The sequence below is a fragment of the Streptomyces sp. NPDC057249 genome, from assembly GCF_042669245.1.
Lineage (GTDB): Bacteria > Actinomycetota > Actinomycetes > Streptomycetales > Streptomycetaceae > Streptomyces.
The window spans coordinates 40,654-53,774 of record NZ_JBHUXS010000022.1 but is presented as its reverse complement, the minus strand read 5'-3'; the positions used below and the strand labels follow the sequence as shown (position 1 = coordinate 53,774).

Annotated in this window: 16 protein-coding genes; 10 read left to right on the top strand and 6 right to left on the bottom strand. The window is 73.3% G+C overall.

Translation table 11 applies throughout. The features are described from left to right. Positions 1-58 precede the first annotated feature (58 nt). Genes ACFUJY_RS30705 through ACFUJY_RS30695 form a run of 3 tightly spaced genes read left to right on the top strand, consistent with a single transcriptional unit; the run spans position 59 to position 2,162 of the window. Entirely contained in the window at positions 59-631 is a 573-nt protein-coding gene (locus ACFUJY_RS30705) for an FABP family protein (RefSeq protein ID WP_383305662.1), read from the top strand. A gap of 49 nt (positions 632-680) precedes the next feature. Then, entirely contained in the window at positions 681-1,151 is a 471-nt protein-coding gene (locus ACFUJY_RS30700; protein WP_383305661.1) for a Fur family transcriptional regulator, read from the top strand. Between the two features lie 45 nt (positions 1,152-1,196). Continuing rightward, complete coding sequence (locus ACFUJY_RS30695; RefSeq protein ID WP_383305660.1) at positions 1,197-2,162, top strand: YgfZ/GcvT domain-containing protein; 966 nt, start codon at positions 1,197-1,199, stop codon at positions 2,160-2,162. Between the two features lie 13 nt (positions 2,163-2,175). Here the strand turns inward: ACFUJY_RS30695 and dtd are convergent, their stop codons facing one another. Then, entirely contained in the window at positions 2,176-2,625 is a 450-nt protein-coding gene (dtd, locus tag ACFUJY_RS30690; RefSeq protein ID WP_073964780.1) for a D-aminoacyl-tRNA deacylase, read from the bottom strand. 118 nt (positions 2,626-2,743) lie between these two features. On the opposite strand from dtd, the gene ACFUJY_RS30685 reads away from it, so the two are divergent. The 3 genes from ACFUJY_RS30685 (at position 2,744) to ACFUJY_RS30675 (ending at position 5,738) form a co-directional block, all read left to right on the top strand. After that, positions 2,744-3,373, top strand: a complete 630-nt coding sequence (locus ACFUJY_RS30685) for an ABC transporter substrate-binding protein (protein WP_383305659.1) — start codon at positions 2,744-2,746, stop codon at positions 3,371-3,373. 50 nt (positions 3,374-3,423) lie between these two features. After that, on the top strand, positions 3,424-4,413 hold the full coding sequence (locus ACFUJY_RS30680; protein WP_383305658.1) for an asparaginase: 990 nt from the start codon (positions 3,424-3,426) through the stop codon (positions 4,411-4,413). Between the two features lie 71 nt (positions 4,414-4,484). Next, positions 4,485-5,738, top strand: coding sequence for a GNAT family N-acetyltransferase (locus ACFUJY_RS30675; protein WP_383305657.1), 1,254 nt, complete (start codon positions 4,485-4,487; stop codon positions 5,736-5,738). Positions 5,739-5,744: 6 nt separating this feature from the next. On the opposite strand, the gene ACFUJY_RS30670 is transcribed toward ACFUJY_RS30675, so the two are convergent. Together ACFUJY_RS30670 and ACFUJY_RS30665 are read right to left on the bottom strand one after the other, a co-directional pair. Continuing rightward, positions 5,745-6,065 carry a hypothetical protein gene (locus ACFUJY_RS30670; RefSeq protein ID WP_383305656.1) on the bottom strand — a complete coding sequence of 107 codons (321 nt, stop codon included), beginning with the start codon at positions 6,063-6,065 and terminating at the stop codon, positions 5,745-5,747. A 10-nt stretch (positions 6,066-6,075) separates the two neighbouring features. After that, a complete protein-coding gene (locus tag ACFUJY_RS30665) occupies positions 6,076-6,624 on the bottom strand; it encodes a sigma-70 family RNA polymerase sigma factor (protein WP_383305655.1) in 549 nt (182 codons plus the stop codon). A 128-nt stretch (positions 6,625-6,752) separates the two neighbouring features. On the opposite strand from ACFUJY_RS30665, the gene ACFUJY_RS30660 reads away from it, so the two are divergent. The 4 genes from ACFUJY_RS30660 to ACFUJY_RS30645 all read left to right on the top strand — a co-directional run bounded on the left by ACFUJY_RS30660 (position 6,753) and on the right by ACFUJY_RS30645 (position 9,261). Further along, positions 6,753-7,601 carry an alpha/beta fold hydrolase gene (locus tag ACFUJY_RS30660; protein ID WP_383305654.1) on the top strand — a complete coding sequence of 283 codons (849 nt, stop codon included), beginning with the start codon at positions 6,753-6,755 and terminating at the stop codon, positions 7,599-7,601. 123 nt (positions 7,602-7,724) lie between these two features. Next, complete coding sequence (locus tag ACFUJY_RS30655; RefSeq protein WP_383305653.1) at positions 7,725-8,132, top strand: helix-turn-helix domain-containing protein; 408 nt, start codon at positions 7,725-7,727, stop codon at positions 8,130-8,132. 49 nt (positions 8,133-8,181) lie between these two features. Then, entirely contained in the window at positions 8,182-8,811 is a 630-nt protein-coding gene (locus tag ACFUJY_RS30650; protein ID WP_383305652.1) for a hypothetical protein, read from the top strand. A gap of 114 nt (positions 8,812-8,925) precedes the next feature. Continuing rightward, positions 8,926-9,261: a DUF2516 family protein gene (locus ACFUJY_RS30645; protein WP_383305651.1), complete on the top strand. Its 336-nt coding sequence runs from the start codon at positions 8,926-8,928 to the stop codon at positions 9,259-9,261. Here the strand turns inward: ACFUJY_RS30645 and ACFUJY_RS30640 are convergent. The 3 genes from ACFUJY_RS30640 to ACFUJY_RS30630 all read right to left on the bottom strand — a co-directional run bounded on the left by ACFUJY_RS30640 (position 9,243) and on the right by ACFUJY_RS30630 (position 13,081). Then, complete coding sequence (locus ACFUJY_RS30640; RefSeq protein ID WP_383305650.1) at positions 9,243-10,580, bottom strand: PP2C family protein-serine/threonine phosphatase; 1,338 nt, start codon at positions 10,578-10,580, stop codon at positions 9,243-9,245. The two genes, ACFUJY_RS30645 and ACFUJY_RS30640, sit on opposite strands and share 19 nt — an antisense overlap. A 368-nt stretch (positions 10,581-10,948) precedes the next feature. Continuing rightward, positions 10,949-12,001, bottom strand: coding sequence for a C40 family peptidase (locus ACFUJY_RS30635; protein ID WP_383305649.1), 1,053 nt, complete (start codon positions 11,999-12,001; stop codon positions 10,949-10,951). Between the two features lie 300 nt (positions 12,002-12,301). Further along, the gene (locus ACFUJY_RS30630; protein WP_383305648.1) at positions 12,302-13,081 is read right to left on the bottom strand and encodes a class I SAM-dependent methyltransferase; all 780 of its coding nucleotides are present in this window, start codon (positions 13,079-13,081) and stop codon (positions 12,302-12,304) included. Positions 13,082-13,121: the final 40 nt, after the last annotated feature.

The window sequence follows — 13,121 nt, the reverse complement described above, 5'->3', positions numbered from 1 at the left end:
ACCACCTCCCCGTTCCCGGCCTTCCCGCCTCCCGCCTCACAGATCGACTGAGCCGCTCATGATCGAGATCCCGTCCGACCTCCACCCGGACCTCGTCCCGCTGGCCTTCCTCCTGGGCAACTGGGTGGGCGCGGGAGTCTCCGACTTCCCGGGCGCCGAGAAGTGCAACTTCGGCCAGGAGGTCACCTTCCGCCACGACGGCCGTGACTTCCTGGAGTACACCTCGCACTCCTGGGTCCTGGACGCCGACGGCAACAAGATCCGCCCGCTGGAGACCGAGACCGGCTACTGGCGCATCGACAAGGACCGCAAGGTCGAGGTCGTCATGGCCCGCGACCAGGGCGTCATCGAGATCTGGTACGGCGAGCTGGCCGACAAGAAGCCGCAGATCGACCTGGTCACCGACGCGGTGGCCCGTACCGCGGCCTCCGGCCCGTACAGCGGTGGCAAGCGGCTCTACGGCTATGTGAACAGCGACCTGATGTGGGTCGGCGAGAAGGCGACGCCCGAGGTCGAGCTGCGCCCGTACATGTCGGCGCACCTGAAGAAGACCGTCACGCCCGAGGAGGTCGAGGCGATGGCCAAGAGCCTCGGTGACCTGCCGGACGACGGGATCGCCTTCTTCAAGTAGCCGCCCGTTTCCGCCGAGTGGCCGTCCGCCCGGACCTACACTGGGGGCTGTGGTGAGCACCGACTGGAAGACCGATCTCCGCAAGCGCGGTTACCGGCTGACCCCGCAGCGCCAGCTGGTCCTGGAGGCCGTCGACACGCTCGAACACGCGACGCCCGACGACATCCTCTCCGAGGTGCGCCGGACCGCCTCGGGCGTGAACATCTCGACGGTCTACCGGACGCTGGAGCTCCTGGAGGAGCTGGAGCTGGTCAGCCACGCCCACCTCGGGCACGGCGCTCCGACGTACCACCTGGCCGACCGGCACCACCACATCCACCTGGTGTGCCGGGACTGCGCGGACGTGATCGAGGCCGATGTGAGCGTCGTCGCGGAGTTCACCGAGAAGCTGCGCGACGCCTTCGGGTTCGAGACGGACATGAAGCACTTCGCGATCTTCGGCCGCTGTGCCGACTGCACGGCGAAGGCGGCGCAGGACGGTCCGGAGGCCGTGGACCCGGCACCGGCGGCCGGGGCCTGAGACGCCGGGCGGCCGGGGCCCGAAAACCAGTCGTACGCTGGTCGCATGAAGAGCCCCCTGCTGTCCCTGCCCGGCGCCGTCCCCGCCGAGGGCCGCGACGAAGGCGTCGCCGCGCACTACGGCGACCTGTTCCGCGAGCAGCGCGCCCTCGCCGACGGTTCGGGCCTGGTCGACCTCTCGCACCGCGGCGTCGTCGCCGTCACCGGGAGCGACCGGCTGGCCTGGCTGCACCTCCTGATCACGCAGCACGTCACCGAACTCGCCCCGGGCCGGGCCACCGAAGCGCTCATCCTCAGCGCGAACGGCCACATCGAACACGCCCTGTACCTCGTGGACGACGGCGAGACGGTGTGGATGCACGTCGAACCGGGTACGCGGGGCGACCTCGTCGCGTACCTGGAGTCGATGAAGTTCTTCTACCGGGTGGAGGTCGCCGACCGCACCGACGACTTCGCGGTGGTGTACCTCCCGGCCGGCTCGATCGCCGAGGTCCCGGACGGGGCCGTCGTACGCGAGACACCGCACGGCCGCGACCTGTTCCTGCCGCGTGCCGAGCTGGAGGCGTACGCGGCGGAGCACGGCCCGCTCGCCGGGGTGCTCGCGTACGAGGCGCTGCGCGTGGAGGCGCACCGGCCGAGGCTCGGCTTCGAGACCGACCACCGCACCATCCCGCACGAGCTGGGCCTGATCGGCGTCGCCGTCCACCTCCAGAAGGGCTGCTACCGGGGTCAGGAGACCGTCGCCCGGGTGCACAACCTGGGCAAGCCGCCGCGCCGCCTGGTCTTCCTGCACCTGGACGGCAGCGAGGTCCACCTGCCGGGCCCCGGCACCCCGGTCCGGCTCGCGTCGGACGGGCCGGACGGCCGCCAGCTGGGCTTCGTCACCACGTCCGCCCGCCACCACGAGCTGGGCCCGATCGCCCTCGCCCTGGTGAAGCGGAACGTGGCGGTCGACGCACAGCTGCTGGCCGGCGACACGGCGGCGGCCCAGGAGACGGTCGTCGAGCCGTAGCGGCCTTCGGGGTTCAGACCTCGACGATGACGGTGAACGGGCCGTGGTTGGTGAGCGAGACGCGCATGTCCGCCCCGAACCGGCCCGTCTCCACCGTCGCCCCCAGCGCCCGCAGCCGCGCCACCACCTCGTCCACCAGGGGCTCGGCGACCTCGCCGGGTGCGGCGGCGTTCCAGGTGGGGCGGCGGCCCTTCCGGGCGTCCCCGTAGAGAGTGAACTGCGAAATCACCAGAAGCGGCGCATTCACGTCGGAGCAGGACTTCTCGCCCTCCAGGATGCGGACCGACCAGAGCTTGCGGGCGAGCTGCGCCGCCTTCTCCGGGGTGTCCTCGTGGGTCACCCCCACCAGCACACACAGGCCCTCGCCGGTTATCTCCCCGACGACGCGGGAACCGCCGTCGCCGTCCGCGGCGTCCGCCACCGTGACGCTCGCACCATCCACCCTCTGTACCACTGCACGCATACAGACCAACCTATCTTGGGCCGAACGGGTACAGAGCAACCTCAGAAGGCCCCTCGGGGTGGCACGATGCTCGGGAGGCGGTGCGCCGACGCACCGGGTCGAGGGGATGGACACAAGCATGAGCACCCATGGAACCGGGCAGTCCCCGGGCGCAGTGCCGGTCGCGCGCCCCGGTGTCAGCAGCAGCACGGGCAGCGGTACGAACATCAGCACCATGCGCCCGCCCGTACAGCGGACCGGGCAGGGCGACGACACCGGCGAGGGGGTGGCCCGGTCCGATCTGACCGCCCTGCGCCTGCCGGAGCTGCGCGCCCTGCGCCGCGACGCCCAGCGCGACGAGGCCGACCTCAGCTATGTGCGGAGGCTCGTGCAGGGGCGGATCGACATCCTGAAGGCCGAGCTGGCCAGGCGCCGGGACCCGGAGTCGCCGGTGGTGGACCGGCTGTCGGAGATCCTCGCCGACGCCCCGTCCCCGCAGCGCTCGTCCGCCCGGCACGTCACGCTGTCCACACCGCGCAGCGACGAGTACCGCAAGCTCGCCGCCGAGACGCTGGCCGAGGTCGAGCTGTCCGACCTGGACGCCCGGACGGACGAAGAGCTGCACACCGCGATGGGGCGGCTGGTCCGCTACGAACAGCAGGTTTCCCGCCGCCGGCACCGGCTCCAGCGCACGGCGGACGGTTGCGGCGCGGAGATCGCCCGCAGGTACCGTGACGGGGAAGCACAAGTAGACGACCTGCTCGCCTGAGGCGACCCCTCCGGGGACGGGCGGGTCCCGTCCGTCCCCGGAAGGCCACCATGACCTCCAGCGCAGCCCGCACCACCCCCGCCATATCCGACCCGGCCCCCGGCCTGCCCGTACTGGCGGAGGTCGTGCGGTCCGGTTTCACCGAGGGCCACCACCGGGGTTCGCTGGTCGTGCTGGCCGCCGACGGCAGCGTGGAACTGTCCCTGGGCGATCCGGGGGCGCCGGTCTTCCCGCGCTCCTCGAACAAGCCGATGCAGGCGGCGGCGGTGCTGCGGGCCGGGCTCGACCTGTCGGGTGAGCGGCTGGCGCTGGCCGCCGCGAGCCATTCCGGCGAGGGCTTCCACCTCGATCTCGTACGCAAGATGCTCGCCGAGCACGGGCTGGCGCCCGAGGACCTCCGGACCCCGCCCGACCTGCCGCTGGACGCGGTGGAGGCCGAGACGTACCTGGCCGCCGGCCACGTCCGTGAGCGCATCACGATGAACTGCTCCGGCAAGCACGCGGCGATGCTCGCCGCCTGCGCGCTCAACGGCTGGGACACGGCCGGCTACCTGGACCCCGCGCACCCCCTCCAGCGGCTGGTGCACCGGGTCGTGGAGGAGGCGGCGGGCGAAGAGGTCGCCGCCGTCGGCACGGACGGCTGCGGGGCGCCGCTGATGGCGGTCTCGCTGGTGGGCCTGGCGCGCGCGTTCCGCGCCTTCGTCCTGGCGGAGCCGGGTACGGCGGAGCGCCGGGTGGCGGACGCGATGCGGGCGCACCCGGAGTACGTGGCGGGCACCCGGCGCCCCGACACCTGGCTGATGCGCGAGGTGCCCGGCACGCTGTCGAAGATGGGCGCGGAGGCCGTGCAGGCGGTGGCCCTGGCGGACGGCAGGGCGCTGGCCTTCAAGATCGACGACGGTTCGACCCGGGCGCTGGGCCCGGTCCTGGCCCGCGCGCTGGGGCTGCTGGGGATCGACGCGCCGGTGGTCGGGCGGATCGGGCGAGCGCCGCTGCTGGGCGGCGGGGCCGAGGTGGGGGAGATCCGGGCGGCGTTCTGAGCCCTCGTGCTTCCCCGAACGGGCGCCAAAACGGGGCGACATCCCGTGGCGCGCTGCCTAGCGTGGGGCGCATGAACGCCCCGGAGATACGCCCTGTCACCCCGTCCGAGTTCCCCGACTGGCTCCGTGCCCTGAACACCGGCTTCCTGAGGCCGCCCACGCCGACGGACGAGGAGGTGGCGGGGCGCCGGGAGTACACGGACCTCACGCGTACGCGGGGGGCGTTCGACGCGGGGCGGTGCGTGGCGACGTTCCGCTCGTTCGCGCAGGAGCTGACGGTGGTCGGCGGCGCCACCGTGCCGACCGACGCGGTCACCAACGTCACCGTCTCGCCGACCCACCGGCGGCGCGGCATCCTGACGCGGCTGATGGCCGACGACCTGGCGGAGGCGAAGGAGCGCGGTGACGTGGCGGCGACGCTGATCGCCGCCGAGTACCCGATCTACGGCAGGTACGGCTTCGGCCCGGCGGCCTGGAGCACCGTGTGGGAGGTCGACGTCCACCGCGCGGGCCTCGACCCGCACCGCCGGGTGCCGGAGCCCGGGGACGGTGGCCGGATCGATCTGGTGGACGGCGCGGAGGCCCTGAAGCTGGGCCCCGCGCTGCACGACCGGCTGCGGGCCCGGCAGCACGGCGCGGTGAGCCGCGACGCCCGCTGGTGGAATCTGGTCACGGGGCGGCAGCTCTTCCCGGTCGATGAGTGGACGGAGCCCTTCTACGCCGTCTACCGGGGCGCGGACGGCACGGTCGACGGCATGATGATCTACCGCGCCGACGCGACCTGGAGCGATGCCAAGCAGCCGCTGAACGGTGCGAAGGTGCGCGACATGATCGCGGTGACCCCGGCTGCGGAGCGGGCGCTGTGGCACTTCCTGTGCTCGGTGGACTGGATCTCCACCATCCGTACCGGACTCCGCCCGGCCGACGACCTGCTGCCGCTGCTGCTGCCGGACCCGCGCGCGGCGCGTGTGGTGACGCAGGCGGACTTCCTGTGGGTGCGCCTCCTGGACGTGGTACGCGCCCTGGAGACCCGCACCTACGCGGTGCCCGGGTCGCTGGTCCTGGAGATCCGGGACGCGGCGGGCCTCGCGGCCGGCCGCTTCCACCTGGACGCCGCGCCGGACGGTGCCACCTGCGCGCCGACGACGCGCTCGGCGGACCTGGCGATGGACGTACGGGAGCTGGGCACGCTCTGGCTCGGTGACGAATCGGTGCTGCGGCTGGCGGCGCTGGGCCGGGTGGAGGAGCTGGTCCCGGGCGCGGCGGCGAGGGCGGACGGGGTGTTCCGGGCGGCCCGGCGGGCGTGGTGCCCGGACGTGTTCTGACCCGGGTCAGCCCCGGCGCCACCAGTGGAGGAACGCCTTCCCGGGGCTCCGGGGCCCTCGGGTGCGGGGCGCCGGCGGCAGGGCGGGCAAGGGGTGCCACGCGTCGTCGGGCGAGGCCATCGGCGCCTTCCGGTCCGCCTGCGCCCGGATCTCGTAGTACGACTCATGGGCGGTCGCCCGGAACGCCTCGTCACAGGACGCCAGCCCGGCCCGCATCGCCGATCCGGCGAGCCCGCGCCGCCTGACGTGGACGGCCAGCCGGCCCAGCGAGCCCATGACCGCCGCGAGGACGCCGGCGCAGACGAGGAGCGGCAGGAACGAGGCCATGCCGACGAGCCTACGGGCCGGGGGGCGGGTCGTCGCCACCCCGGAACCGGTCGAGTTGGAGGCGGTGGGCGAGCGCACGGCGTACGGACGCGGAGCCGGGCGGGGTGCCGGCGGCCCGTGACGGCACGTCGAGCGCGCGGCTGATCTCGTCGTACGCGGCCCGGTGCGCGGCGAGTCCGTCCCCGTACCGCCGCAGGTCTTCCTCCACGAGCCGGCGCAGCGCGTCGACGTGGTCGGGCGTGAACCGCTGCCGGCCGCGCGCGAGGGCCTCGACGGCGGGGCGGCAGTGCGCGGCGGCGCCGTAGGTCTCCGCGATGTCCTCGGCCACGCCCCACAGCCGCCCCTCCAGCCACGGCGGGTCGTCCTGCCCGAGCGCGAGGCCGAGGGGCCGGGGCGGTCCGGCGTCGCGGTGCTTGATCACCTGTTTGGACACGGCGGGCTGGCTCATGTCGGTGAGGCGGGCGATGCGCTCCTGGGTCCACCCGAGGTCGGTGAGCACCTTGATCATCTCGGTGCGCAGCCGACGCGCCTCCTCGCCCGCGCGGATGACTTCGTTCATTTCGGCGAGCATGCGCGCGGCCTGCGCTTCGGTGAGTCTCTGTTCCCCTGGCACGACCCAGTTATATACCTGCCCCCTGATCCTACAACCTGGTTGTATAACCAGGCTGTAGCTGTCACTCTGCTCCCATGACCCCTGACACCTTCACCGCGCCCGACGGCACCCTGCTCGCCTATCGCGCGTACGGGGACGGCCCCGGCGACCCGGTCGTCTGCGTGCCGGGCGGCCCGGCCGACTCCCGCTATCTGGGCGACCTCGGCGGTCTGCCGGCCCACCGCCGCCTGATCGTCCCCGACCTGCGGGGCAACGGCGGCTCGGCGGTCCCGGAGGACGTCTCCACGTACCGCTGCGACCGCCTGGCCGAAGACGTGGAGGCGCTGCGCCGCCACCTCGGGCTCGCCCGCGTCGACCTGCTCGGCCACTCCGCCGGGGCGAACATCGTCGTCCGGTACGCGGCCCGCCACCCGGACCGGATCGGCAGGCTGGCCCTGATCGCCCCGAGCACGCGGGCCGTCGGCATCGACATCACCGGGGACGAACGGCGGGCGCTCGCGCGGCTGAGGAGCGGCGAACCGTGGTTCCCGGCGGCCTATCCGGCGCTGGAGGCGATCACCCGCGGGAACGGCACGGACTGGGCGGCCGTCGAACCGTTCTTCCACGGCCGCTGGGACGACGCGGCCCGCCGCCTGCAGGCGCTCGGCCGCCCCGGCAACCCGGAGTCCGTCGCCCTCTTCGGCGCCGAGGGCGCGTTCGACCCGCCGGCCACCCGCGAGGCCCTGGCCTCCCTCACCGCGCCCGTCCTGCTGCTGGCCGGCGCCTACGACCTGAACAGCCCGCCGAGTGCGGTGACCGCGTTCGGCGCGCTGTTCCGGGACGCCACGCTCGTCGTGCAGCCGGGCGCGGGGCACTATCCGTGGGCGGACGACGCGGAGGCGTTCGGCGCGGCGGTGGCGGGGTTCCTCGGGGCGGGCGGCTGAGGAGGGGCGCGGCGTGCCCGGCCCGGCCGGATCGCGAGTGCTGCCAGGGGGCCGCCGTGTGGGAGGGGACACTTTTGCAAGCGGGTGCTTGCAAAAGTTAGCAAGTGGGGGCACCATCGAGACATGGCCTCACTCAACGTCGGCAATCTCGGCGAGTATCTGCGGGAGCAGCGCCGCAGCGCGCAGCTCTCCTTGCGGCAGCTCGCCGACGCCGCCGGGGTCTCCAACCCCTACCTCAGCCAGATCGAGCGCGGGCTGCGCAAGCCGAGCGCCGAGGTGTTGCAGCAGGTCGCGAAGGCGCTGCGGATCTCCGCCGAGACCCTGTACGTACGGGCCGGGATTCTGGACGAGCGGCAGCAGGACGAGCTGGAGACGCGGGCGGTGATCCTCGCCGATCCGTCGATCAACGAGCGCCAGAAGAGCGTGCTGCTCCAGATCTACGCCTCCTTCCGCAAGGAGAACGGTGTGGACGACGAGCCCGGGGCAGACGCTCCCTTCAATGCCGACGGCAGTGCTGCCGATACAGCTTGAGCTCCACCACCCTCACACCCCAGTCTGATGATCCGGGAGGACCACAGTCATGGCCATCACCGATGACCTGCGCAAGACCCTCACCGACCCGACCCCCCTCTACTTCGCCGCCGGCACCGCCGACCTCGCCGTCCGCCAGGCCCGCAAGGTGCCCGCGCTGCTCGAACAGCTGCGGGCCGAGGCCCCGGAGCGGATCGAGGCGGTACGGAACACCGACCCCAAGGCCGTGCAGGAGAAGGTCACCGAGCAGGCCCGGGAGGCGCAGGCCGTCCTGCAGGCCAAGGTCACCGAGGTGATCGGCGCCTTCGACACCGACCTGAAGAAGCTCGGCGAGAACGCCCAGGACCTGGCGCTGCGCGGGGTGGGCGTGGCCGCCGAGTACGCCGTGCGGGCCCGGGAGACGTACGAGAAGGTCGCCGAGCGGGGCGAGCGCACCGTGCGGACGTGGCGGGGCGAGACCGCCGACGAGATCGTGGAGATCGCCGTCGTCGTGGAGCCGCGCAAGGAGTCCGAGCCGGCCGCCGCGTCGAAGCCGGCCCCCACCCCGAAGGCCGCGCCCGCCGCGAAGCCGGCCGCCGCCGCGAAGCCGAAGCCCGCCGCCGCCAAGCCCGCCGCCGCGAAGAAGGCGCCGGCGCGGAAGCCCGCGGCGAAGAAGGCCACCCCGCCCTCCGGCAAGTAGCACCGGTGCCCGGCAGGTGTGCCGGGACGGCGGGTGGGCACATTCCGAGTGGCCCGGTCGTTGTCCCGGTACCTTGGCCGCGAGGCGCTATCCACTGACTAGGCGGTGCACATCATGTTGCTCGAAGGCTTCAACTCGTTCCTCGGGCTGATCTACACGGCCATGCTCGTCCTTGCCGTGGTCGCTCTGGTCATGGCCCTGATGGTGCGCGAGGACGCCTATCGCGCCGCGGACAAGCAGAAGAAGTCGTTCTGGCTGATCATCCTCGGCGTCGCGGTGGCGGTGAACCTCTGGGTTCCGTGGCTCTTCCTCCAGCTCGCCGGGCTGATCGCCACCATCGTCTTCTTCGTGGACGTCCGGCCCGCCCTCAAGGCCGTCACCGGCGGTGGCCGCCGACGCGGCGGCTCCAGCAGCGACGGCCCGTACGGCCCCTACAACGGCGGGCGCTGAACCCTCGCCGGTGAGGCCGGGCGCGGACGCGGGATGTTCACGCTCCGCGCGCCGCCCGGAGCCCGGTGCCGGGCGGTGTCCTGGTCGCGGTCGAGCAGCAGGACCGCGACGTCGTCCGTGAGCTCGCCGCCGTTCAGCTCCCGCACCTGGGCGACCGCCGCTTCGAGCAGGTCCTCGCCGGTCAGCCCCTCGGAGAGCTGCCGGTTGACCATCGCCACCATGCCGTCCTGGCCGAGGCGCTGCGTGCCGTCACCGACGCGGCCCTCGATCAGGCCGTCCGTGTACATCATCAGGCTCCACGCGCCGCCCAGCTCCACCTGGCGGCGCGGCCACCGCGCCCGCGGCAGCAGACCCAGGGCCGGCCCGCCGTCCTCGTACGGGAGCAGGTGCGCCGGCCGTCGGGGCCGGGCGATCAGCGGCGCGGGGTGCCCGGCCAGGCAGAGGCCCGCGCGGCGGCCGTCCGGGGCGATGTCCACCGTGCAGAGCGTCGCGAAGATCTCCTCGCTCTCCCGCTCGTGCTCCAGGACCTCCTGGAGTGTGGACAGCAACGCGTCGCCGCACAGCCCCGCCAGCGTCAACGCACGCCACGCTATGCGCAGTTCCACGCCGAGCGCGGCCTCGTCCGGGCCGTGGCCGCAGACGTCGCCGATCATCGCGTGCACCGTGCCGTCCGGGGTGCGGACCGTGTCGTAGAAGTCCCCGCCGAGCAGCGCGCGGCTGCGGCCGGGGCGGTAGCGCGCCGCGAAGCGCAGGTCGGAGCCGTCGAGGAGCGGGGTGGGGAGCAGTCCGCGTTCCAGCCGGGCGTTCTCCTGGGCGCGCAGCCGGGACTCGGTGAGCTGGTGCTGTGCGACGTCGGCCCGTTTGCGCTCGACGGCATAGCGGATGGCCCGGCTCAGCAGCCTGCTGTCCAGCTCGCCCCGGAAGAGGTGGTCCTGTGCGCCCACCCGGACCGCCTCGGCGGCCAGCTCGGCGCTGTCCTCCGCGGTGAGGGCGAGCACGGCGTGCCGGGGCGCGATCCGCAGCACGTGCTTGAGCGTGGCGAGCCCGTCCGCCTCGCCCTCCCCGTCGCCCCGCGCCTCGGCACCGGCCGGCAGGGCCAGGTCCAGCAGGATGCAGTCCACGTCGTCGGTGAGGAGCCGGCCCGCCTCGGTGAGGTTCCGGGCGGCACGGATACGGACCCGGGCACCGGCCGCGGCGGAGAGCTCCTGGGCGGTGAAGGTGCTCGCCGGGTCGTCCTCGATCACGAGGAGGGTGAGGCCGGCGCCGGAGCTGTTCTCCGCAGCGGGTGCGGAGCACGGCTGCGGTACGGGTACGGGCATCGGTTCGGGTTTCCTTCCCTCCCCCCGAGGGCGCGGCGGAACGACGATCGACGATCCGCCAGACGGGGACCATAGCGGTACGGAGCACGGGAACGGAATGCCGACCCGCCCACCGCTCCCGGCATATGCGCCGCCATAAGCCGCGTCCCGCCACGGATCAGGCACGGTGGGCCGCACCGGGGCGGCCGATTCCGGCATGACAAAGGTCACGCCGGCCCGGGCCCGCGCAGTGGCCCGCCTCACGCGGGGCCGACGGCGCGCATCCGCCGAGGAGCCGGCCCCATGTCCGCCCGGGGATCACGGACGGGGACCCGCGGGCCCGACCCGACCCGACCCGACCCGGCCCGGCCCGCCGTCCGCCCCGACGACTAGGCGTCGGGGCGGACCACGCCGAGTATCTGCATGGTGCCCGCGCCCGCCAGGGTCACGTCGCGGCCGGGGCGAGGGGCGTGGACGATCTGGCCGTTGCCCACGTACATGCCGACGTGGGTCGCGTCGGCGTGGTAGATGATCAGGTCGCCGGGGCGCATGTCCTTGATCGCGATGTGCGGCAGCAGCCGCCACTGCTCCTGCGAGGTGCGCGGGATGGGGCGGCCCGCCGCCGCCCACGCCTGGGACGTCAGCCCGGAGCAGTCGTACGACTTGGGTCCCTCCGCGCCCCACACGTACGGCTTGCCGATCTGCGCGGTCGCGAAGGCCACCGCCTTCTTGCCGAGCGGGCTCGCGTCCCGGTTGATCTCCTTGAGCGCGCCGGAGTCGAGCCACGCGCTCTGCGCCTGGAGCGCCGCCTCCCGTTCGAGCTGGAGGAGCCGGGCCCGCTCCTCCTTCTCCAGCTGCGACTCCAGCTTCTTCGCCGCCGCTATCTTCGCGTTGATCTTCTTCTTGGCCTTGGCCTGCTTGACCCGGTCGGCTTCCAGCTTGGTCCAGTTGATGCTGGCGTCCTTGGTGTACGTCTCCAGGTCCTGCTGGGTCCTCTTCAGCTGCTCCAGGAGCCCCTTCGTGGCCTGCTGGCCCTGGCGCGTGCGGCTGATGCCGTCGAGGAAGAGCTGGGGGTCGCCGCTGAGCATGAGGCGTGCGCCCGGCGGGAGCCCGGCGTTGCGGTACTCCTCGCGGGCCTGGGCGCCGGCCCGGTTCTTGAGGGCGGCGATCTTCGCCTGGCCCTCGACTATCGACTGCGCCAGCTCGACCAGCTCGCCGGACTGCTTCTTCGCCTTCTCCTCGGCGAGGTTGTACGCGTCCGTGGCGGCGCCCGCCTGGAGGTACAGCCCGTCGATCTCCGCGCGCACCTCTTCCAGGCTCTTGCCGCCCCGGTCGGCGGGACCGGGCGGTGTCGGTGCGGCGAATGCCTGGACCGGCGAGGCGAGGACCGCCAGCGCGCAGACCAGAGTCATCGCGGCGGCGGCACAGTGGCGTCGGTACACGAGCTCCCCCTCCGAGCAGTTCCCAACTGTTCGAGCAGTCCCAACTAACTGATTAACCGTCAGTAACATGTGGCGTCGACCAGATCGTGCCATGCCGTACTGAAAAGCAACAGAGGCAGACAGACTCCGGCCACCGGGCGGCACTTCGCCATTCCGTCACTCCCCGCGACCCCCGCGCCCCCGATACCCCACTCACTCCGACGAACGGTGCCCGCGGGCCGTTCCCACCTCAGGGGTGAATCCCGGCGCAGTCGAGGCGCGTTCCGCGCCACCCGAGTGCGCCCCTCGCCGTCCGGCACCTCACCACCCCCGGGGTTCCAGCGCCTCCCAGGCCACCGTGACCTCGCCCTGACGCCATCGGCGCACCCCGTCCGTCAGCGGCCAGGCGCCCGAGAGCGCCCGCACCGCCGTGATCCAGCGCTGCCGGGCCCCCAGTGAGGCGTAGGGCGCCGCGGCCGCCCACGCCCGGTCGAAGTCGCGCAGGAAGGCGTGCACCCGCTCACCCGGGACATTGCGGTGGATCAGTGCCTTGGGCAGTCGTTCGGCGAGATCGGACGGCCGGTCCAGTGAGCCGAGCCGGGTCGCGAAGGTCACCGTGCGCGGCCCCTCCGGCCCCAGCGCCACCCACACGTGCCGGCGCCCGATCTCGTCGCAGGTGCCCTCCACCAGCAGCCCTTCCGGGGCCAGCCGCTCGCACAGCCGCTGCCAGACGGCGGCCACCTCGCCCTCGTCGTACTGGCGCAGCACGTTCGCCGCCCGGATCAGCGCGGGCCGCTCCGGCAGCGGGATCTCGAAGCCGCCGTGCCGGAAGGTCAGGCCCTCGCGCGCGTACGGCTGCGCGGCGGCCACCCGCTCCGGGGAGATCTCGACGCCGACCACCGCGGTGCGCGGTTCGGCGGTGCGCAGGCGTGCCAGCAGCTCGACGGCGGTCCAGGGGGCGGCTCCGTAACCGAGGTCGACGGCGACGGGGGCGTCGGCGCGGCGCAGGGCGGGGCCGTGCGTGGCGGCGATCCAGCGGTCCATGCGGCGCAGCCGGTTCGGGTTGGTGGTCCCGCGGGTCGCGGTGCCGATCGGGCGCATGACACAGAGCGTAACGATCCGGGCGGATGCGGGCGCCGGG